Source organism: Mucilaginibacter sediminis (assembly GCF_051903035.1).
Taxonomy (GTDB): domain Bacteria; phylum Bacteroidota; class Bacteroidia; order Sphingobacteriales; family Sphingobacteriaceae; genus Mucilaginibacter.
The window spans coordinates 2,909,464-2,929,930 of sequence record NZ_CP170602.1 but is presented as its reverse complement, the minus strand read 5'-3'; the positions used below and the strand labels follow the sequence as shown (position 1 = coordinate 2,929,930).

Here is a 20,467-nt window from a genome sequence, read left to right as displayed (position 1 = left end):
ACAAATTATATTTGTACTGCACAATAAAATAATTGGGTAACAAAATAAAAAACGATGGAACCAACCTGGGACGAACAATACAAACAACTATGGGACGACCGCTATAAAAAAGAAGAGTATGCTTACGGAAAAGCACCCGATGCTTTTTTTGAGCAATGGCTTAAAAAATTTGAACCCGGGCTGATACTCATGCCTGCCGATGGCGAAGGCCGAAACGGGGTTTTTGCTGCTACCCTGAACTGGCAGGTAACTGCCTTTGACCTGAGTGCCGAAGGTAAAGCCAAGGCCCTACAATTGGCGCAGCAACACGGTGTAAACCTGGCCTACCTTGTGGGCGATTTGGAGCAATTAGCCTTTGATGAGCAATGTTTTGATGCCATCGGGTTAATATTTGCACACTTTGCTGCCGAAAAAAAATCTCAGTTTCACCAAAAACTGGATAGGTGCCTAAAACCCGGCGGGGTAGTTATATTTGAGGCTTTTAGCAAAAATCACCTTCAACTTACGTTAAACAATCCCCATATTGGCGGCCCAAAGGACATCAATATGCTGTTTTCAAAAGAAGATCTTGTAGCTGATTTTAAAGATTACGAGATACTGTTACTGGAAGAAGAAGAGTATATTTTAAACGAAAGTATTTACCACAACGGCAAAGGATTAGTGATAAGATTTGTCGGCCGGAAGCCTTTACCGTCAAAATAGTAAAGCCAACTTATCAAACAGCAGATTAACCTGTTTGGCCAGCGCGTCTGTTTTGTTAAGGTAAACACCCATGGGCTTTTATCATTCCTTTGTTACAATTAATCAAAAAAGTAAAAAAGATAAATTTCAAAATGTAGCTTAGTAAAAACTAATGTGTACCGATGATACAAATCCCTAAAGACCTGCTTGATCATCATGCGCATATCAAGCTTCGATTGTCTGATATGTACGGAATTATCATTGATAAAAAGCGCCCTTTCAGGTGCGATGATACCGTGCAAACAGCGCATTGCCTGGAGGTAATTTTAACGGGTACCATTGATGTTAGGTATGGCAGCTATGTACAGCACTTAATGGCCGGCGATATCCAGTTTAGGCGGCGGGGCAATTACCAGCTGTTCCCATCTGATGATTATACCAGCCTGCTTATTTTTATGGAAAATGAGTTTGTTGATTACTTTTTAGAAAGCCATGTGCCCGAGTTTAAACAGGAAAAATTGAGTGCCGATTTGCCCCCTTTCACCTTTAAAACTTCCGAATTTATAAAGGCCAACGTAGCCCAGGTTATGCAGCATATTGTACAACCACAAAACTACTCCAGGTGCATTGTTAAGTTTGCGGCCCACCAGGTGCTGTTGCAAATCTTGTCGGGCGATCAATCAAAAACCTTCGCCTCGTTTTTGAAAGACCTGGTAAGTAATAAAAAGGTTGATCTGGCTTACTTTATGGAAACCAACTTTAACAGGCAACTATCCATAGCCGATATGGCCAAACTCACCGGCAGGAGTGTAAGCGCGTTTAAAAAAGAGTTTACCGATCGTTTTAATACCACGCCCGTAAAATGGCAGTTTAACCGCCGGCTGGAGTATGCCGAGTACCAGTTAAAACACTCTAACGATCCGGTATCGCTGGTAGCTTATAGCAGCGGGTTCGAAAATATTTCGCATTTTTCAAAAGTTTATAAGCAAAAATTCGGCGCTTCACCTAAAAGTGCGCGTAACGAACTGGTGTAGTGTCATCCATAAATTTGACGGATAGTTTTTAGCCCAAAGTCTTAAGTTCTAAGTCAAAAAAATAACTTCAGACTTACGACTTAGTACTTTAGACTTAACCGGCCTTATAAAAACAAACAAATAAAGCCTCACAGCAAAATTACGGCCCTTACAAAGCCGCAATTTTGAGGTATGAAAACATTACAGAACACCAACCCTGCATTAATACTTGTTGATATACAGCGGGGTTTTGATAATATCCCTTACTGGGGCGGCCAGCGCAATAACCCGGATGCCGAAGTTAATGCCCGTAAACTGCTTGATTACTGGCGGGCAAATAGCCTGCCGCTATTCCACATCCAGCATTGCTCGGTTAACCCCAACTCGCTGCTGGCCGAAGGTAACCCCGGCAATGCGCACAAAGAGATTGTGAAACCTTTGCCCGGCGAGACGGTGATCAAAAAATCGGTAAACAGCTCCTTTATCGGCACCAATCTGCAGCAACAGCTGGATGCTGCGGGCATCGATACCATGGTTATAGTTGGGCTTACCACCGAGCATTGCGTATCTACCACGGCCCGTATGGCCGGCAATTTTGGCTACCACACCTTTGTAGTGGCCGATGCTACCGCCGCCTTTGCCAAAAGCGGTATAAAAGGCGAACACTACGACGCCGAAACCATCCATTTAACCGCACTGGCACAAATTAACAACGAATTTGCCACCGTTTTAAATACCGACGAAGTACTCCAGGCTTTTAAAAAAAACGATGACTTTCTTTAGCAATTTAATCAGGAAACTAATGGCGCCGTACTTGCAGGTTTCGCAGGTGCTGTCGGTGATGAAGTGATTGTTAGGATGGCTAAAATAGGGGCAGCGCTGTCTCTGTCTTGATTCTTGACTCTAATCTCTTGATTCAGCCTGATAACACCGACCACAGGCAAAATCGAACAGCGGAGTACTATGGACAATTGGACAGTATTTTGCCTCATTCACCCGTTGCTAGTTATCCTTGCCTTCTGTTTTTAGCTGCTTAATCGGACATTACATTAAAGTATAAACTCAATCCTACTTTTATCGGGATAAACGCCATAAATATCCTTAGTATTGCTTCGAACTAACTTATTTGTAAAAAATTTTAAACTTAGTTCATAAACATTGCCTTGAGCACTATAATATAGACATCCATTTAATAAATACATTTGATTTCCACTAACATCATTCTCAGCTTTAAAAACATAAACAACCTTGTTCTTTCTTTTTTTTACGTCAAATTCATTTAGCTTCCCATCGTATGAATAATAATAAACTTTATGGGCATAAACAACAGGGTTAAAATTCTCCTCAAATTTAGCTTGTTCTTCATATAAAACAGACCCGTTTTTTGGATCTATCAACGTGATCTGTCCTTCTTTATAAAATTTATTTCTTCCCCAGAATAATACACCATCTACGTACTTTATATTGCCGCTACTAAAATCTACCGTTTTTTGCCATAAATTTTCACCATCCTCAATATTGTAAGCAGATAGGTTTTTACATTGCCAGTCGCAAACATAGAATGCTTTTTTATCAAATGTCATCCTATAGGGTGATAAATCGGGAATGGTACATCCGCTGCCATATTTATATCTCAACTCAAATTTTATTTTCCCTGACTTTGGATCAATACCAATTAAACCATAACTTTTTGAATTAGCAATAATTGAATTATCAATCATATGAAACTCACTGCATCTACCACCTAAAGGGGTATTCCAAATAGTTTTAGACGTAACTATATCAACACATGTAAAAATAGAATCAGCTATTGGAAAGTAAAGTTTGTTTTCGATTAAAACAGGTTGTGCATAACAGGTGCTGATAATTTTTTTAGTAAATACTATTTTTTTCAATTTTAAATTTTCAACAACAATCTCGTTTGACCAGGTTGAATATGTTAACAGGGGACCTGATATAGTTAATGAGCTGGAAATTATATTTCTATTTTTATCACTCATTTTTTGGTTTTTAAGACCACATCCTGCCATAAAAAGCAGTATCAATATTAATGATTTCATATCTATTGTCCCGGAAATCTTATGCCGCTATTCCCAACATGGGTACTTTTACGAAAACTCATGTAGCTATCCGCTACCGATCCATACTTCTTATAAAAAGCAACAACAGCATTCATTCCGTGATCATATCTTTGTTTCCAATTCATTATGTTATTCTCCTTAAAACTTAATTCTTCTCGCTGCTTCCTCTGGCTTGTGGGCCAGCATGCTAAGTATACACCATGCCTTTAGGACAATCAACAATGTCTGTTGTCTCCTTAATGCATTTGTATTGCTCCTTACTCCGTTTAAAAATACAAAATCCCGGATGAAACGTGCATCCGGGATTTGCATATTCATTACTTAGCATGGCGTTCAGCCTGATAACACCGACCACAGGCTGAACGCCGGTTCGGCTTTTACCTCCCTACTCGCTCCTCAAAGTCTTCACCGGGTTGGCCAGCGCTGCTTTGATGGATTGAAAACTAATGGTAACAAAAGCGATAACGATGGCGATAAACGCCGCCAATACAAAAACTGTCCAATGGATGGGGATGCGGTAGGCAAAACCATTGAGCCAGTTGCTCATGGCATACCAGGCCAGCGGGAAGGCTACTACGATGGCAATAAGTACCAGTTTGATGAAATCTTTAGCCAGCAGACTTACTACGCCGGCAACCGATGCGCCTAATACCTTGCGTACACCAATTTCGCGGGTGCGCACCTGGGCGGTGTACGTTGCAAGGCCCAGCAAACCCAGGCAGGAGATTAGTATGGCCATGCCGGCAAAGTAGTTAAACAGTGTGCCCTCGCGCTGTTCGCCCTGGTAAAGGTCGTTGAAAATCTCGTCCAGGAAGTTATAGCTAAAAGGGAACTCGCCGTTGTATTGTTTAAACTGGTCGCCCGCCGCGGCTATAGCTGCAGCGGCGTTTTTGGTGTTGGTTTTTATGTATAGGGTTTGGTAAACGGCGGGTCTGTAAAAAAAGATGGCCGGTGCAATTTTTTCGCGCATGCTGGCAAAATGGAAATCTTTAATTACGCCAATAATGGTGCCGTTGGTCCTTTGAAAGCGGAAGCGCTTGCCGATCGGGTTTTTAAGGCCTATCTCTTTTACGGCGGCCTCGTTAAGGATAAAATGGGTGGAGTCGGCCACTGCTCCGCTGAAGCTGCTGCCCTGCTGCATTTTAAGCTTAAAAAACGAGATGAAATCTTTATCTATCCCCATAGGATGTAGGATAAAGGTTTGGCCCGGAGCCTTGCCATCCCAGGAGTTGTCGCCCGAGATGCCGCCGCTGTTGATAATGTTGCCGGTTGCACGGGTTACATCTTCTACACCGGGCTGCTTTAAAAGTTCGGCACGTACGGCATCGTAATGTTTTGATGCATCGCGCATCCAAACACCAAAAACATGGCTTTTATCGTATCCCAGATTTTTTGATTGGATGTATTTTAGTTGCCGCGTAATAACCAGCGTGCTCACAATAAGCACTACCGAAAACGTAAACTGCACCACCACGAGTATTTTGCGGAAAAGGGCATCGCCAATGCTACCGCTTATTTTGCCCTTCAGGGCTTTCAACGGCTCGAAAGACGATAGCAGCATGGCCGGGTAAATACTTGATAGGGCCAGGGTTGCTACCACTGTTATACTTATGATGAGCCAGATATGCGGATCGAGCAGGTTAAATACCAACTGCTTGCCGGCCAGCTGGTTAAATACCGGCATCAGCAGGTATATGGTAAACAAGGCAAATACCGTAGCTATAAGGAACAGCAATCCCGTCTCGGCCAGGAATTGCATAAACAGCTGTATTTTGCCAGCCCCTATAATTTTGCGCATGCTGATCTCTTTGGCACGCAATAGCGCGCGGGCGGTAGAAAGGTTTACATAATTGATGCAGGCTATCAGTAAAATAACCAAGGCTATAATAATAAAAATGCGTACCGTTTGGATGCCATGATCGGTTAAGTCGGCGTTGTACAAGTGCATTTTATTGATGGGCAGCAACAGGTAGTCGGCATCGGTATCCTCGGCGCGGTGTTTAATGTGGATTTTGAACAAATCGGCCGAGAGCTTTTTTAACGATGCGCTGGGCTTTAATTTAAAATAGGTTTGATAAGAATAATTATTAAAATCGGTGTTAGCATCCTGCTTACCATGTTCCAATATATATTTAATGTGGTAACTCATGGGCATAATCATATCATAATTGATGCTGGAGTTAAGCGGAAAATCGTTAATAACCCCGCTCACGGTAAAGTTTTCCTTGCCTTCTGCTACAATCACTTTGCCCAGGGCACTCTCGTTACCAAAATATTTTTGAGCCGTTTTTTTGGTGATGACAACCGAGTTATCATTCAAAAAAGGCTTAGCGGTATTGCCCTCAATCAGCGGGAAATCGAAGATGCTAAACAGCGAAGGATCGGCAAAGCCTACGTTTTGTTCGCCAAAAACTTTTTCCTTGTATTTATATAACGAGTAGAACCAGTTGGGGATAAGGCGAACCTGGTCCTGCACGTCGGTAAGTTCCTGTTTAGCCAATGGGCCGATAGGCGCTACAGTGGTTTGCCAGATTTGTTTACTGGCGCCGGTACCGCCAAAAAGTTCTACGCGGTAAATGTTGTCGGCGTTTTTATGGAAGCTATCAAAACTTAGTTCGTCCTGTACCCAAAGCAATATCAAAATGCCAATGGCCAGCCCGGCAGTAAGGCCGGCAATATTGATTAACGAATAGAACTTGTTGCGAAACAAATTTCGCCAGGCGGTTTTAAAGTAATTTTTAAGCATAGCCACAATGTAATTGAAGTTGTAAAGCAGTAAAATCATGCCGTTTTTATAACTTGCTGAATAGTAGTTGTTTGTGTGTGTTTAATTTCGGCCTAAACGTTCATAAGCGTACAGCTGCGTACGCTTATGAAACAAAGTGGCGCGTCAGGTAGCTCCACAATACACTTATTGATACTCTTAAAAAGAGTACAACCCGTAGGGTTACTCTTTATTGAAATAAGTTAACATTAAAAAAATCCAACTTATTGTTTACTGCGTTTATATAATAAATAATAAACCATAACCAATGAGTGCCTTAGCAAACCACAGCGTAAAAACCATAGCCCAAAATATCCGTAATACCAGGATACAGTTGGCTTACTCGCAGGAATATCTTGCTGCCAAGTTGAATGTATCGCAAAATACCTATAGCAAAATTGAATTGGGCTATGTTAAACTGACCTTAGAAAGGTTTTTTAAGATTTGCCGCGTATTGGAGATCGATCCGGTCGACATTATTAATGCTGATGGCGTGGCAGCGTAAGCTGTTATCCTTGTCATCCATAACAGTGGGTTAGGTCGTGAAAAAGTCTGCCGTCTTATATCTGGAATACCGAAAGCCCGGGGCTTGGGTAGTGCAAAGTCTAATTCATCTCCCTTACAATCCCCGCCTTATAAAAACTTGGCGTTGTACCGGCAATTTTACGGAATGCCCGGCTGAAATAATGCTGGTTGTTAAATCCGGCTTTAAAACAGGCATCGGCAATACTGCAATAAGGATTATGCAATAGCTGTTTAGCAAACTGTATCCGCTCCTTAATAATATAATCAACCGGCGAAATTCCCATTTCGTGTTTAAATGCCCTGAAAAAACTGGCCTTGCTCATGTAGGCCATCTGGCTCAGGGCATCAATGTTCAACTTTTCGGTAAGGTGGTTTTTAATGTATTGTAAAATATAAGCAAAACGGTTTCCTGTTGATAATTGCTGCATATTATCTTGTACAATATGCAGATTTTGCATTTGCATAATTCTAATTAACAACTCCTTTAGCGTTAAATTGGCCAGTACGTCTTTGGTTAACACATCGCCTGTACTTATGCTGATGAGCTTATTAATTAGCTGGGCCAGTTCATGATTGTTAAAAAAGTGAAATTGCTGGTAGTTAAGCTTCCAAACGTCATCGGCACGGGGATAATTCTCGTTCAAAAAATCAAGCGTGCTTTTTATTTCGTGGTGATTAATGGCCAGGGCTGTGCATTGCGAAGGGTTAAGTTCGGATGCCTCGGGAAAATCAATAGTCATGGTAACATTTGGCGGAACTATCACCGTTTCGCCAGGCAGGTAATCAAAACCTGGCTTATCAAAAAGGTGCATCACTTTTTTACCACGCAGCATGCTGGTAATTACCAGGTCATCAAAAGTAAGCGGAACCAGTTCACTGCGCTGATAAGTTTCGTAAATATTTAGTTCGCAGTGGTTTAATGTATATGCACGGCGATTTTCTACCAGCGTGTGCAACTCACGTTTACCACTGAGGGCAAACGGAGATACCAGGTTTCTCTCGTTCATAATTGGTTTATTATTAAATAAAATTAGACATACTAATCCGTAGTTTATAATTCATTTTAAAATTGAAATTATAATGCACCCAATTGAGAGTATAGTGCAAATGCCCGATGCAGGCCACCGCTAACTTAGCTTAACCAATTAAAAAATAAAACCATCATGAGTTTAGCCCAAAGACCATCCTTTAAGGATAAGTACGACAATTTTATTGGCGGTAAATTTGTTCCGCCCGTTAAAGGCGAGTATTTTGATAATATTTCGCCCATTGATGGCAAGGTTTTTACCAAAGCCGCCCGATCAACCAAAGAAGATATCGAGGCAGCTGTTGATGCCGCTACAGAGGCATTTAAAACCTGGAGTAAAACCGCGGCAACTACCCGCAGCAACTTATTACTTAAAATTGCGCAGATAATTGAAGATAACCTAAGCTACCTGGCTACGGTAGAAACCATCGATAACGGTAAAGCAATCCGTGAAACCATGGCTGCCGATTTGCCGCTATGTGTTGACCACTTCCGTTATTTTGCTGGTGCCATCCGCGCCGAGGAAAGCAGCATATCTGAGCATGACGAGTTTACGGTAAGTATTAACCTGCAGGAGCCCCTTGGCGTAGTGGGCCAGATTATTCCATGGAACTTCCCCTTACTAATGGCCACATGGAAAATAGCGCCCGCTTTAGCAGCCGGTTGTTGTGTGGTGGTAAAGCCCGCCGAGCAAACCCCAACCAGTATTATGGTGCTAATGGAACTCATTGGCGATGTTTTGCCTCCGGGTGTTTTAAACATTGTCACCGGTTTTGGCCCCGAAGCCGGCAAGCCATTGGCTACTAACCCGCGTATCAGCAAAGTTGCCTTCACCGGCGAAACCACAACCGGCAGGTTGATTATGCAATACGCCTCAGAAAATTTAATTCCCGTCACCATGGAACTGGGCGGTAAATCGCCAAATATTTTCTTTGAGTCTGTTGGCGATGCCGACGACGAGTTTTTTGACAAAGCTGTAGAAGGTGCTGTCCTTTTTGCGTTAAACCAGGGCGAAGTTTGTACGTGCCCCTCGCGTATGCTGGTGCACGAGAATATTTATGATAAGTTTATAGAACGTGTAATTGCCCGCACAAATGCCATCATTATGGGCAATCCTTTAGATTCAACTACGATGATGGGGGCACAGGCATCTAATGATCAATATGAAAAAATTCTGAGTTACCTGGATATTGGTAAAAAAGAAGGAGCACAGGTACTGGCCGGCGGCGACGCCCAAAAGCTTCCTGACGAGTTGGGTGGGGGCTATTACATACAGCCAACCATCTTTAAAGGCCACAATAAGATGCGCATTTTCCAGGAAGAAATTTTTGGCCCGGTGGTATCGGTTACTACCTTTAAAACTACCGAAGAGGCTATTGAAATTGCCAATGATACCCTTTACGGCCTTGGCGCGGGCGTGTGGACACGCGATGCCCATGAAATTTACCAGGTGCCCCGTGCTATACAGGCCGGCCGGGTTTGGGTTAATAATTATCACGCTTACCCTGCACATGCGCCCTTTGGCGGTTACAAAAAATCGGGCTTTGGCCGCGAAAATCATAAAATGATGCTGAACTACTACAGGCAAACCAAAAATATGCTGATCTCCTATAATAAGAACAAACTGGGCTTCTTTTAGCCCAGTAATGTTAAAGGCGACCGCAAAATGTTTGGGATTTTGCGGCGCCTTTTATTTTGTAAATTGATTTGCCATGACCAAAAGAGTATCCGTTACCCCCGAAGCCGAAAAAGTAATAGCTGAGTTAAAAAACCGGTTTGGCGAATTGATGTTTCACCAAAGTGGCGGCTGCTGCGATGGCTCATCGCCCATGTGTTTTGAAAAGGGCGACTTTAAAATTGGAAGCAGTGATGTGAAAATAGGAGAAGTTGCAGGCTGCGAATTTTTCATGAGTATTGATCAGTTTGAATACTGGAAACATACGCATCTTACGTTGGATGTTACCCCTGGCCGGGGCAGTAGCTTTTCTATCGAAATTCCTATGGGCATTAGGTTCATTATCCGCTCCAGGCTGTTTACAGATGAGGAACTGGGCGATTTGGAACAGGTTGAATATTTTGAATCCTGATCCGGCGTTTTACCTGCCCTCCTCTTATGGTATTGTCTGTTACTTTTAATTGATAAGCGGCACCGGTGCCTTTACTATTTTAGCATATTTTTCATCCAGCGCGGTAACCGGCACGGTGATACTTAGCGCATTAATGGCAAAATAATTTACAGATACATAATCATACCCCTTAAACGGTCCGTAATGATCGCCTCCAGAATCTTTCAGGATAAAGAATAATTTGCCGGCTTTACTTTTGGCGATACCTACAATGTGAATGAGGTGATCGTCCTGCGTTATTAGGGTTTCAAATAATTGTTGTCTTAGCGGTGCAGTATAAGCCATCTCAGCTGTATCGGCGTTGCCCACCCGATAAAAGCGTTTGTCTTCAAACAACGCATAGCCTGCTTTGCCGCAGTTCCAGCCGTTGTTACTTACATCCATATCAACTACCAGCGACTGCCCTTTTTCAATGGTGGTTTTGGCAATGGCTATCAACTCATCCAACGGCACATTCAGGTAATTTTCGCGCAGCAAAAAGTTGTCGGGAATTTCCAGCGGAAAGTTCTCGTAAAAAGGGTGGTGCGTAAACGACGTAATTGTAGCATATTGCTGCCTGTTGAACTTTAAAACCTCTTTTGCAAAACTAAGCGGGGTGTATTCTTTGCCCTCCCAGGTAAATTTAGCCGGCGGTGTACCCACAATATCATCATGTTTTTTAATAAAACCTGCCAGCCAGTTGGCATCGATGGGCTTCGTTTTAAGTACCGAATCCAGGTAGCTTTTAAGGATCTCGTCGGTTTGTTTGTTGCTTTTGTCTGAAAATTCGACACCTTTTTTACGTGCGTAAAACTCGTTGGGGATAGCGCCGTATTTTTCAATCCCGTACATGGCATCATGCGCCAGCCCGCCGGCCTCAAATAAACTTGTGCCGTTTGACAGGATATAACGTTTTGCCTTTTCAATAAACAGGTTGCGCGATGTATATAGTTCCGAAATATCGATATCTTTTTTATCATTAGCTATCTCTGCCGATTCAACAAGCGACGTTGTTGAAAACGACCAGCAGGTATTGGTGCCGCCCTGGTATTTTACGGATCCTGCGGCAATTTTTTTAATGGTTACCGGCTGCTGCGCATAAGCACAACCAAAAGCAGCGGCAAATAGCAGGGACAGGAAATGTTTTCTCATCTTAAATAATGGGGTAAACTACTAAAATAGGAATAAATTTTGATTGGGCGAATGGCACCGGCCGATAATAACAATCCCCTGGCATCCTTTTTAAATACCTGTTTGATCGGTTTGCGATAGGGGGAATTTATTTTAACTAACAGCGGGTGCCGGCAGGGTAAAATAAAAGCAGGTGCCGTTTGCCGATTCGTCATCATCTACGCCAATAAGGCCACCATGCCTCAGGATGATTTCGGCGCTTAAAAATAAGCCGATGCCAAACCCGGGTATGTTTTGTGGCGTTGATGTTGCCCGGTAAAATTTTTGAAACACCTTGTGGTGCTCGCTTTTGGGCAGGCCTATGCCAAAATCTTTAACCTGTACTTTGGCTTCGGTCTCGTTTGCCCCTATATATACAACTATATTGGTACAATCGGGCGAGTATTTAACAGCGTTATTTACCAAATTTGTTAAAACCTGGCCAATACGGTACCTATCGGCAAATACCAGGTTTTTATTATTTGTGGCAGCCACCCGAATATTGTATTCGGGATTTATCAGCATAGCGTTGGCCGCAATTTCTTCGCCAAGGGCGTTTAAATCAAATGAATCTTTAGCCAACCTGATCTGGTTGGATAGGTTGGCCGGATCGGCCATTTCATTGAGCAACCTGGTAATCCTTTCTACCGAGCCAAGGGCCCGTTTGGCCACCTGGGTAATTTTTTCATCGCCAATGCCGGCAATAAACCTATCTAATAATTGCAAATAGCCTTTAACTGCCGATAACGGTGTTTTAAGTTCGTGCGTGGTTACATTAAAAAGCTCATCTCTTAAAAGTTCCAGGTCTTTCTTCTCCGTGATATCAACCATGGTGCCTATGATGTGTGAGGGGGCTGCCGCATCAAATAGCACTGTCCCCTTTGCATCAATCCAATGAATGGTATTATCAGGATGCCTTACCCGGTATTGCAGGCTGTAAACCCCCGCGGCAGATTGAATAGCCTCAATAATTGCTTCGGGCATTAGCGGCCTGTCATCGGGCAGGATACAGTTCAATAACTTATCATAATCCAATGTATCGTTTTCGCCGATGCCGATGTTGGTTTTACATTTAGAGGTGCAGTTGAGGGTGTAACTGGCCAGGTCAAGTTCCCAAAAACCTAATTGAACCTGGTCGAGCGCTATTTTCAGATGCTCCTGGGTTACCTTGATAGACGGCTCTTTGTAGGCTAACATTGACGACATAATGGTTACTTTGATAATTGGATAAGGCTAACAAGTTAAGCAATAGCTTTTGTATTTAATGTAATTTGTTTAAGCGCCTGCATTTAAGGGCAGGGTAAAGCAAAAGCGACTGCCTTTATCCGGTTCGCTTTCGATATTGAAAGTACCGTTATGTTTTTTAATGATCTCGGCAGCAATATAAAGCCCCAAACCTATACCCTGGTAAAGCATTGCCGTTTTGCTTACCCGGTAAAATCGCTGAAACAGCTGATCTATATCTTCTTTGGCTATTCCAATACCAAAATCTTCCACAATTACCATAACTCTGTCTCCTGATATTTCGGCTTTAACCAGTATTTTATCAGCTTCAGGTGAGTATTTGATGGCATTATTTAGCAGGTTTACCATTACCTGTTCTATCCTGAACTGGTCGCCAAGGTATTTTATGCTGACTGAGTTTTCCAGCACAATCCGGTGCCTGTCTGATGTTAGCTGAACATTAGCAATGCTGTGGGTAAGGGCATCGGTAAAATTAAATTCGGCGATGTTTAAATCTATCAATCCGGCATTTATCCGGGTAACGTCAAGCAAATCTTCAATTAACCGCTCCAGGCGTTTAATGCTGTGGTTGGCATTTAAAATGAAAGAATAGGTTTTGCCGGCCTTATCGGCTGTTTTTTCCAGCAACTGGTTAATCGCTTTGATATTGGTTAGCGGGGTTTTAAACTCATGGCTTACCATGTTAAAAAATTCATCTTTTTTGGCCTCGGCGGCGGCGCGTCGTTCTTTTTCCTGCTTTTGTACCTGTATTTCCCTGTTGGCAATAATTAACTCGGCGGCGCGCTTGCCTTTTTCTTCGTCCTGAAAGTCGAGTTCTTTAAGTGCGGCCAGTAATTCTGCAGCGCGTTTTTCCTTTTCTTCATCCTGTAAATCAAGTTCAATATTGGCAATAATCAATTCGGCTGCACGCTTGCCTTTTTCTTTATTTTGATAAACAAGTTCTTTGTTGGCTATAATTAGTTCATTTGCCCGTTTTTCTTTTTCCAGGTTCTGATAAATAAGCTCTTCGTTGGCTATAATTAATTCGTTGGCCCGTTTTTCTTTCTCCAGGTTTTGATAAATGAGTTCGGTATTGGCTATAATTAATTCGGCCGCCCGTTTTTCTTTCTCCTGATTTTGAAAAATCAGTTCGGTATTAGCCAATATCAGTTCGGCGGCCCGTTTCTCTTTTTCCTTGTTCTGAAAACTGAGTTGGGCATAAGCAATCACCAGTTCGGCAGCCCGTTTTTCTTTTTCTTCGTTCTGAAAATCAAGCTCCTTGTTGGCAATTAGCAACTCTTCGGCGCGCTTCCTTTTTTCAATGTTCTGAAAATCAAGTTCAATATTGGCTATAATCAGTTCGGCAGCCCGTTTTCTTTTTTCTTCGTTTTGAAAATCAAGCTCGATGTTGGCAATAGTTAGTTCGGCTACAACTTTTCCTTTCGCCGTGTTTTGCAGCTCAAGTTCAATGAGGGCCAGGTTTAAATCGGCGGCGAGTTTTTCGTTTTCCTGGTGCTGGATTAACAATTCCTTGTTGGCAACAATTAATTGTTCCGATAGCTTCTTTATTTCCATATCACGGGCCGACAGTGCCATTGTTTTAATGAGATACCATCGCCGTCCGGACAGGTAGATGTTTGTAAAATGCAGTAAGCTGTTTTTGAGTTGCTAAGCTTAAAAAAACCGGATGAATACAATAGTACGGATAAAAGCCCTAATTGTTTGAGGATAATATTAAGAAATTAACTTAAAACAGAAACCGCCATTATAAAATACTTAGCTAAGACGTACTGTCTGGTGCCCGCTCCGGGTTTAACACATTATTTAAATATCGTTCGCTAATAATAACATAACAATTTGATAAAACAGCGTATGCCGACTACCTACTTAGCTGCGCTATATTTGCGGCTAAATTTAATCGCTGTATTGTTTATTAAAGATTTGACGGCCGACTGGTTTGTATCGTTTTCTGCGGAGAACAGATGAGAAGATGAATACGGCACCGGTTATACATCAATGTAAATCCTGATAGCCATATCAAGGCAATTATAAGCTTTTGCAGAATTTGCCCGGGTGCATGAAGCTTTTACCTTTGTCAACTATAACAAAGCAAGTGTAAGGGTTACCGGCGGTTAGGTGTAATGGTCACGAGCCATAACAGTGATTTTATGATGAAGCGGAGTTAAAAAGAGCGTAAGGATTGTTAAAAGATAAAATAGAATAACATGATAAGAATGGTTGTTTTTGATATGGCTGGTACTACCGTTGACGAGGATAACGTGGTATATAAAACGCTTCGGACAGCGATAAACCAGGCCGGTTATAACTTTAGCCTTGATGAGGTATTAGCGCAGGGCGCAGGTAAAGAAAAACGGCAGGCCATAAAAAGTATTTTGCAGGTTTATACAGACACAGAAGACCATAGCCTTACCGATAGCATTTATGCGAATTTTATAGCTCAACTGGCTGATGCTTATGCTGCTTTAAATGTACTGCCGCAGCCCAATGCCACAGATTTATTTGGCGCGTTAAGCGAAAAAAATATCCTGGTAGTTTTAAACACAGGTTACAACCGCAAAACCGCTCAATCATTGGTTGCCAAATTAGGATGGGAAGAAGGTGTGGAATTTGACTTGCTGGTTACCGCCGACGATGTTGACAAAAACCGTCCTAATCCGGACATGATTTGGTTTGCTATGAAACATTTCGGGATTACTGATGGCCGGGAAGTAGCAAAAGTTGGCGATTCGATCATCGATATCGAAGAAGGCCGCAACGCAGGCTGCTTACTAAATGTTGGCATTACTACGGGTGCGCATACCTTACAACAATTGCAATCGGCCAATCCGGAAGGCATCATTGATAATTTGCTGGAGTTACTGCCCCTGGTTGATGCAGTTAAGTAAACGGTGAAAACGAATAATTCATATATAGCATAGTGGCGAAGCAATCTGCGTTCACGTTTTGCCACTAAATCCATCTACACCAAACTAAATAACCATCCTGGCTGTTGCTTCATCAACATGAAAAAACTAATTGTTTTTGACCTGGATGGAACTCTTGCCGAAAGTAAGGCCGCGATAGATGCCGAAATGGCCAAATTATTTTCGGCACTCCTGGATGTGGCCAAAGTTGCCATTATATCTGGCGGCGACTGGCCCCAGTTTGAAAAGCAGGTAATTGCCCACCTGCCTAAAGGTACAAAGCTGGCAAAACTTTCAATTCTGCCTACCTGTGGTACCAAATTTTATCAATATAAGCCCGCTGGCTGGAAAAAGATATATTCGGAGGATTTTACTGCCGACGAAAAGAAAAAGATCGTCAGTTCGCTGAACGAAGCTGTTGAAAAATCCGGTTTTAAAGCCGAAAAAATTTGGGGCGAACAGGTAGAGGACCGCGACAGCCAGATCACTTTTTCGGCCCTGGGCCAAAAAGCTCCGCTCGAACCTAAAAAAGCCTGGGACCCCGATTTTAAAAAGCGCAAAAAAATTAAGACTATACTTGATAAGCTGATCCCGGATTTTGCCGTGAACCTGGGTGGCGCTACCTCTATTGATATTACCAAACCCGGAATAGATAAAGCCTACGGGATGCACAAGCTGCACAATATACTCAAGATACCTATTAGCCAAATGCTGTTTATGGGCGATGCCTTGTTTGATGGCGGTAACGATTACCCGGCCCGCACTACCGGCGCCGATTGCATACAGGTGCGCGATCCGGAGGAAACAAAAAGGGTGATTGAGGGGGTGGTGGCCTGTTTGAAAAAATAGGATCACAAGTTTAATTCAACAGCTATTTTGATCAACTGGCAATTTTTGCAGATTTGATATGCCCGGACATTCTGCACTTTTCAACAAAGTAATTTGAGCTTTACAACAAAATGTAGCCCCGGTGTTCTCCCGATATTTGTATTAACAAACAAATAAAAAGAGACATGGAAAAAATATGGTTTATAACAGGCAGCTCCCGCGGATTGGGACGCAGCCTTACAGCAGCAGTATTAGCCAAAGGCGATAAAGTAGCCGCTACAGCCCGCAACCCCGAACAACTTCAGGATTTTATAGATAAATACCCAGGCCAGGTACTGCCCATTCAACTGGATGTAACAAGCCAGCAACAGATAAACGCGGCTATTGAAAGTACGATAAAGCATTTTGGCCGCATAGATGTATTGGTAAACAATGCAGGCTTCGGTATTACCGGTGCTGCCGAAGCTTATACCGATGAGCAGGTGCACAGCCAGCTGGATACCAACCTGTGGGCGCCTATAGCAATTACCCGCGCGGCGTTGCCTCATATGCGTAAACAACGGTCGGGGCATATTTTGCAAATAAGCTCCATTGGCGGCAGGGTAGGCAGCGGTGGTGTAAGCATTTACCAGGCAGCAAAGTTTGGCTTGAGCGGCTTTAGCGAAGGCCTTGCACAGGAAGTGGCCCCATTGGGTATCAAAGTAATTGTGATTGAACCGGGTGGTTTCCGCACAGATTGGGCCGGCGACTCGATGACCTACGCAAAATCAATTGAAGGGTATGAGGCTACAGTTGAAAAAAGGGCTGCCTTTTTCAAGAGTGGCAATTTTAAACCGGTTGGCGACCCTGATAAGGCAGCAAAAGTAATGCTTGAAATTGTTGATCATCCGCAGCCGCCATTGCATTTAATATTGGGCAGCGAAGGCCTGGCTATTGTAAAAGCATCCGACACCGCAAAAATGGCCGAGCTTGACAAATGGGCCCCATTAAGTATTTCAACCGATCATGATGAATCGGAGAACTTCTTTGAATCAGAACAAGGAAAAGCATACCTCACGCTCAAAAAATAAGGATCACGAATAATAGCTGCGCAGGTTTATTTTACAGGCGCAGCTATTATTGTAAATTTGAATGATATGCTTAAACAGGATAAGGAACCCATTTTACAGCAAATAAAGCACTCCTGCTACATTGCCAGAAGCAGGGAGGGCGAACAGTTTGTGCCCGAGCATGTTTTTAGCTACCAGATAGCCGGCTCTATCCAGATAACCGACGGAGAGCATACTTATCATGTTAAAGAGGGGGATTTTAGGTTAAGCAAGCGCAATCATCTTATCAAATTTATAAAGTCGCCGCCACCCAATGGCGAGTACAGGGCTTTATCCATCTATCTCGACCAGCAAACCTTGCGTAATTTTAGTATGGAATACGGCCTGAAATCAGAAAAGCATGATACCGACGGCCCTTTTATTGCTTTAAAGCCCAACGCTTTGTATAAAAGCTTTATGGAATCACTGCTGCCTTACCAGCAAAGCGGGCATACCATTAGCAACGAGTTACAACGGTTAAAACTGCGCGAAGCTATATTGATATTATTGCAAGGCAATCCCGAACTTAAAGATGTGCTGTTTGATTTCAGCGAGCCTGGTAAAATAGACCTGGAAGGCTTTATGAACAAAAATTACCAGTTTAATGTAGAGCTAAAACGCTTTGCCTACTTAACAGGGCGTAGTTTGGCCACGTTTAAACGCGATTTTGAAAAAACGTTTCATACTACCCCCGGCAAATGGTTACAGCAGCGCAGGCTGCAACAAGCCCACTACCTGATTAAGCAGAAAAGGCAAGCCCCATCTGAGGTTTACCTCGAACTGGGTTTTGAAGACCTTTCGCACTTCTCGTTCGCGTTTAAAAAAGCATTTGGAGTAGCGCCTTCTAAGGTTTAAAATAAGCATTCGGCAGCCAAAGTAACCGGTGGGTAATCAATTTGTATTGAGTTGTTTAAATAAATAAAAAAACTAATTTTTAACGTAACCATTACGTTTAGGTTCACGTACAAAAAGATGTAAAAGGTTAGTTATTTATTGGTTTGAATTTTTGTTTAGAAACTCCCGGCTGCCAACCGGGAGTTTTTTTGTGTGATAGTAAATCACATTAAACGTTCATACCGCCTGATATCTCGATGCGTTGCGCATTTATCCAACGCGCATCCTCTGTGCACAAAAACGCTACTACGCCGCCAATATCATCGGGCACGCCAACACGGCCAAGGGCGGTTACACCGGCAATCATTTTGTTTACCTGCTCATTATCGCGTACCACGCCGCCGCCAAAATCAGTTTCAATGGCGCCAGGGGCCACGGTATTTACCGCTATGCCGCGGGCACCCAATTCTTTGGCCTGGTAACGGGTTAATACTTCAATAGCTCCCTTCATGGCTGCGTAAGCAGCATATCCAGGGTTACTGAAGCGGGCCAGCCCGCTTGATAGGTTAATAATGCGGCCGCCATCATTAATCAGGGGCAGCGCTTTTTGGGTTAAAAAGAAAACCCCTTTTAAGTGTACATTAACCAGCAAGTCAAAGTCTTCCTCATTGGTATCAGCAAAAGGGGCATGTATACCAATTCCGGCATTGTTAATCAAAAAATCAAAATTGGCGGTGTTAAACTTATCCGTTAAAACCGTTTTTAATTGATTGAAAAAGCTATCGAAGCTTTTAACATTTCCGGCATCTAATTGCAGGGCAGCGGCTTTAACGCCCAGGTTTTCGACCTCGGCTACTACGGCCTGTGCTTCATCTTGTTTGCTGTGATACGTAAGTATTACGTTGATGCCTTTTTTGGCCAGGGCAAAAGCCATGTTTTTACCCAAACCACGGCTGCCGCCGGTAATAAGGGCTATTTTATTTATTGGTTCCATTTGTGTGTTTTAATTTAACAGCACAAAGGTAACGCGCCAAGTTACGCCCGGTTTGCGCAATTCAATCCGATGTTTACCAATATCAAATCTTCGTCGTTCATTGGTTCACAGGTTCATTAGTTCATTGGTGTTGAGCGGCTAATTAGCGTGTTTGAAACTGTAGTGAGGTGTTTTATTTGGCGGTAATTTATATTCAATTATTCCGGTAATCAACCATGCAACCAATGGACTAATGAACCAGTGAACTAATGAACAAATTGCTACCTTTGTCAAATAATATGAAGTTTATTTATCAAACCTGGTGGAAGGTAGTAACCGTAATTGTGATTGTTTACACACTTATTGCGGGCTTATTACTTGGCGTGCCAACCATGCCCATCCTGCACGAAACTATCCGTAATACTTATTTCCACGTACCTATGTGGATGGCCATGTTTACCGTGTTTACCATATCGGTTTACTACAGTATCAAGTACCTGCAAACAGGTAAAGAGGAGTACGACCTGATAGCCGTAGAAAGCGCTAATACGGGCCTTTTCTTTTTTGTTATAGGGCTTATAACCGGCATGCTTTGGGCCAGGTACACCTGGGGCGCTTTCTGGAGCAACGATCCAAAGCAAAATAGCGCGGCTATAGCATTCCTGTTGTATTGTGCATATTCGGTATTGCGTAACTCTATTGATGAGGAACAAAAGCGGGCCAAAATTTCGGCCATTTATAACATCTTCGCGTTCCCTATCATGATCGTACTCATTATGGTACTGCCCCGCATGACCGATTCATTGCACCCCGGCAACGGTGGTAACCCAGCTTTTGGCAAGCTGGATATGGATAACCGCATGCGTATGGTGCTGTACCCGGCTTTTATAGCCTGGAGCGCTATGGGTGTGTGGATAGCATCGGTACGGTACCGCATCCGTTTAATTGAATATAAAAAGAACCAAATAAATTAATGAAAAAGTTAACATTAATGTTAATGTTGTTGCTGAGCTTTGCTACAGCTTTTGCACAACAAAATGGTCCGGTTGAAATGGCCGATGTGTTGCGCAGTTCGGGGAAAATATACGTCGTAGTGTGTACTATCGTGATCGTTTTTTTAGGCTTGGCCATTTATCTGTTCTCTATCGACCGCAGGCTTAGAAAAATAGAAAAAAATCAATAATAAAAAAGATAGCCCTATTCCGTTTAAACACTGATTTTACTATGCAT

At 42.8% G+C, this 20,467-nt stretch carries 19 protein-coding genes; 12 read left to right on the top strand and 7 right to left on the bottom strand.

Annotated elements, in window-relative coordinates:
- Positions 1-54: 54 nt before the first annotated feature.
- The 3 genes from ACFGVS_RS11600 to ACFGVS_RS11590 all read left to right on the top strand — a co-directional run bounded on the left by ACFGVS_RS11600 (position 55) and on the right by ACFGVS_RS11590 (position 2,477).
- Positions 55-702 carry a class I SAM-dependent methyltransferase gene (locus tag ACFGVS_RS11600; RefSeq protein ID WP_439698729.1) on the top strand — a complete coding sequence of 216 codons (648 nt, stop codon included), beginning with the start codon at positions 55-57 and terminating at the stop codon, positions 700-702.
- Between the two features lie 161 nt (positions 703-863).
- Positions 864-1,715, top strand: a complete 852-nt coding sequence (locus ACFGVS_RS11595; protein ID WP_439698728.1) for a helix-turn-helix domain-containing protein — start codon at positions 864-866, stop codon at positions 1,713-1,715.
- Between the two features lie 171 nt (positions 1,716-1,886).
- Positions 1,887-2,477 carry a cysteine hydrolase family protein gene (locus ACFGVS_RS11590; protein WP_439698727.1) on the top strand — a complete coding sequence of 197 codons (591 nt, stop codon included), beginning with the start codon at positions 1,887-1,889 and terminating at the stop codon, positions 2,475-2,477.
- Positions 2,478-2,743: 266 nt separating this feature from the next.
- On the opposite strand, the gene ACFGVS_RS11585 is transcribed toward ACFGVS_RS11590, so the two are convergent.
- Both ACFGVS_RS11585 and ACFGVS_RS11580 read right to left on the bottom strand, forming a co-directional pair.
- Positions 2,744-3,754, bottom strand: a complete 1,011-nt coding sequence (locus ACFGVS_RS11585; protein WP_439698726.1) for an outer membrane protein assembly factor BamB family protein — start codon at positions 3,752-3,754, stop codon at positions 2,744-2,746.
- Between the two features lie 406 nt (positions 3,755-4,160).
- The gene (locus ACFGVS_RS11580) at positions 4,161-6,560 is read right to left on the bottom strand and encodes an ABC transporter permease (RefSeq protein WP_439698725.1); all 2,400 of its coding nucleotides are present in this window, start codon (positions 6,558-6,560) and stop codon (positions 4,161-4,163) included.
- Between the two features lie 247 nt (positions 6,561-6,807).
- Here ACFGVS_RS11580 and ACFGVS_RS11575 point away from each other — a divergent pair, with 247 nt between their 5' ends.
- On the top strand, positions 6,808-7,044 hold the full coding sequence (locus tag ACFGVS_RS11575) for a helix-turn-helix domain-containing protein (RefSeq protein WP_274212313.1): 237 nt from the start codon (positions 6,808-6,810) through the stop codon (positions 7,042-7,044).
- Between the two features lie 100 nt (positions 7,045-7,144).
- Here the strand turns inward: ACFGVS_RS11575 and ACFGVS_RS11570 are convergent, their stop codons facing one another.
- A complete protein-coding gene (locus ACFGVS_RS11570; protein ID WP_090644873.1) occupies positions 7,145-8,071 on the bottom strand; it encodes an AraC family transcriptional regulator in 927 nt (308 codons plus the stop codon).
- A 156-nt stretch (positions 8,072-8,227) separates the two neighbouring features.
- Here ACFGVS_RS11570 and ACFGVS_RS11565 point away from each other — a divergent pair, with 156 nt between their 5' ends.
- Both ACFGVS_RS11565 and ACFGVS_RS11560 read left to right on the top strand, forming a co-directional pair.
- On the top strand, positions 8,228-9,730 hold the full coding sequence (locus ACFGVS_RS11565; protein ID WP_439698724.1) for an aldehyde dehydrogenase family protein: 1,503 nt from the start codon (positions 8,228-8,230) through the stop codon (positions 9,728-9,730).
- Positions 9,731-9,803: 73 nt separating this feature from the next.
- Positions 9,804-10,178, top strand: a complete 375-nt coding sequence (locus ACFGVS_RS11560; RefSeq protein WP_439698723.1) for a DUF779 domain-containing protein — start codon at positions 9,804-9,806, stop codon at positions 10,176-10,178.
- Between the two features lie 45 nt (positions 10,179-10,223).
- Here ACFGVS_RS11560 and ACFGVS_RS11555 read toward each other — a convergent pair whose 3' ends face one another.
- From ACFGVS_RS11555 to ACFGVS_RS11545, 3 genes are all read right to left on the bottom strand, one after another.
- On the bottom strand, positions 10,224-11,348 hold the full coding sequence (locus ACFGVS_RS11555; RefSeq protein WP_439698722.1) for a C1 family peptidase: 1,125 nt from the start codon (positions 11,346-11,348) through the stop codon (positions 10,224-10,226).
- Between the two features lie 132 nt (positions 11,349-11,480).
- Positions 11,481-12,572: a PAS domain-containing sensor histidine kinase gene (locus tag ACFGVS_RS11550; RefSeq protein WP_090644885.1), complete on the bottom strand. Its 1,092-nt coding sequence runs from the start codon at positions 12,570-12,572 to the stop codon at positions 11,481-11,483.
- 69 nt (positions 12,573-12,641) lie between these two features.
- On the bottom strand, positions 12,642-14,186 hold the full coding sequence (locus tag ACFGVS_RS11545; protein ID WP_439698721.1) for an ATP-binding protein: 1,545 nt from the start codon (positions 14,184-14,186) through the stop codon (positions 12,642-12,644).
- Between the two features lie 629 nt (positions 14,187-14,815).
- Between ACFGVS_RS11545 and ACFGVS_RS11540 the strand changes: the two genes are divergently transcribed.
- The 4 genes from ACFGVS_RS11540 (at position 14,816) to ACFGVS_RS11525 (ending at position 18,285) form a co-directional block, all read left to right on the top strand.
- Positions 14,816-15,496, top strand: coding sequence for a phosphonatase-like hydrolase (locus ACFGVS_RS11540; protein WP_439698720.1), 681 nt, complete (start codon positions 14,816-14,818; stop codon positions 15,494-15,496).
- Positions 15,497-15,613: 117 nt separating this feature from the next.
- Positions 15,614-16,363 (top strand): HAD-IIB family hydrolase, encoded by a 750-nt coding sequence (locus tag ACFGVS_RS11535; RefSeq protein WP_439698719.1) that lies wholly within the window; start codon positions 15,614-15,616, stop codon positions 16,361-16,363.
- 164 nt (positions 16,364-16,527) lie between these two features.
- Entirely contained in the window at positions 16,528-17,412 is an 885-nt protein-coding gene (locus tag ACFGVS_RS11530; RefSeq protein ID WP_439698718.1) for an oxidoreductase, read from the top strand.
- A 66-nt stretch (positions 17,413-17,478) separates the two neighbouring features.
- Positions 17,479-18,285 (top strand): helix-turn-helix domain-containing protein, encoded by an 807-nt coding sequence (locus tag ACFGVS_RS11525; protein ID WP_439698717.1) that lies wholly within the window; start codon positions 17,479-17,481, stop codon positions 18,283-18,285.
- A gap of 208 nt (positions 18,286-18,493) precedes the next feature.
- Here ACFGVS_RS11525 and ACFGVS_RS11520 read toward each other — a convergent pair whose 3' ends face one another.
- Positions 18,494-19,258, bottom strand: coding sequence for an SDR family NAD(P)-dependent oxidoreductase (locus tag ACFGVS_RS11520; protein WP_439698716.1), 765 nt, complete (start codon positions 19,256-19,258; stop codon positions 18,494-18,496).
- Between the two features lie 278 nt (positions 19,259-19,536).
- Between ACFGVS_RS11520 and ccsA the strand changes: the two genes are divergently transcribed.
- Both ccsA and ACFGVS_RS11510 read left to right on the top strand, forming a co-directional pair.
- On the top strand, positions 19,537-20,211 hold the full coding sequence (ccsA, locus tag ACFGVS_RS11515; protein WP_090644907.1) for a cytochrome c biogenesis protein CcsA: 675 nt from the start codon (positions 19,537-19,539) through the stop codon (positions 20,209-20,211).
- The gene (locus tag ACFGVS_RS11510) at positions 20,211-20,420 is read left to right on the top strand and encodes a CcmD family protein (RefSeq protein WP_090644910.1); all 210 of its coding nucleotides are present in this window, start codon (positions 20,211-20,213) and stop codon (positions 20,418-20,420) included. Before ccsA ends, ACFGVS_RS11510 begins: the two co-directional genes overlap by 1 nt.
- The last annotated feature ends 47 nt before the right edge of the window (positions 20,421-20,467 follow it).

Coding starts and splice junctions, on each gene's coding strand:
- ACFGVS_RS11545 (WP_439698721.1), bottom strand. CDS start 14,186: ATGGCACTGTCGGCCCGTGATATGGAAATAAAGAAGCTATCGGAACAA.
- ACFGVS_RS11540 (WP_439698720.1), top strand. CDS start 14,816: ATGATAAGAATGGTTGTTTTTGATATGGCTGGTACTACCGTTGACGAG.
- ACFGVS_RS11575 (WP_274212313.1), top strand. CDS start 6,808: ATGAGTGCCTTAGCAAACCACAGCGTAAAAACCATAGCCCAAAATATC.
- ACFGVS_RS11560 (WP_439698723.1), top strand. CDS start 9,804: ATGACCAAAAGAGTATCCGTTACCCCCGAAGCCGAAAAAGTAATAGCT.
- ACFGVS_RS11555 (WP_439698722.1), bottom strand. CDS start 11,348: ATGAGAAAACATTTCCTGTCCCTGCTATTTGCCGCTGCTTTTGGTTGT.
- ACFGVS_RS11595 (WP_439698728.1), top strand. CDS start 864: ATGATACAAATCCCTAAAGACCTGCTTGATCATCATGCGCATATCAAG.
- ccsA (WP_090644907.1), top strand. CDS start 19,537: ATGAAGTTTATTTATCAAACCTGGTGGAAGGTAGTAACCGTAATTGTG.
- ACFGVS_RS11510 (WP_090644910.1), top strand. CDS start 20,211: ATGAAAAAGTTAACATTAATGTTAATGTTGTTGCTGAGCTTTGCTACA.
- ACFGVS_RS11550 (WP_090644885.1), bottom strand. CDS start 12,572: ATGTCGTCAATGTTAGCCTACAAAGAGCCGTCTATCAAGGTAACCCAG.
- ACFGVS_RS11525 (WP_439698717.1), top strand. CDS start 17,479: ATGCTTAAACAGGATAAGGAACCCATTTTACAGCAAATAAAGCACTCC.
- ACFGVS_RS11600 (WP_439698729.1), top strand. CDS start 55: ATGGAACCAACCTGGGACGAACAATACAAACAACTATGGGACGACCGC.
- ACFGVS_RS11590 (WP_439698727.1), top strand. CDS start 1,887: ATGAAAACATTACAGAACACCAACCCTGCATTAATACTTGTTGATATA.
- ACFGVS_RS11580 (WP_439698725.1), bottom strand. CDS start 6,560: ATGATTTTACTGCTTTACAACTTCAATTACATTGTGGCTATGCTTAAA.
- ACFGVS_RS11570 (WP_090644873.1), bottom strand. CDS start 8,071: ATGAACGAGAGAAACCTGGTATCTCCGTTTGCCCTCAGTGGTAAACGT.
- ACFGVS_RS11530 (WP_439698718.1), top strand. CDS start 16,528: ATGGAAAAAATATGGTTTATAACAGGCAGCTCCCGCGGATTGGGACGC.
- ACFGVS_RS11565 (WP_439698724.1), top strand. CDS start 8,228: ATGAGTTTAGCCCAAAGACCATCCTTTAAGGATAAGTACGACAATTTT.
- ACFGVS_RS11535 (WP_439698719.1), top strand. CDS start 15,614: ATGAAAAAACTAATTGTTTTTGACCTGGATGGAACTCTTGCCGAAAGT.
- ACFGVS_RS11585 (WP_439698726.1), bottom strand. CDS start 3,754: ATGAAATCATTAATATTGATACTGCTTTTTATGGCAGGATGTGGTCTT.
- ACFGVS_RS11520 (WP_439698716.1), bottom strand. CDS start 19,258: ATGGAACCAATAAATAAAATAGCCCTTATTACCGGCGGCAGCCGTGGT.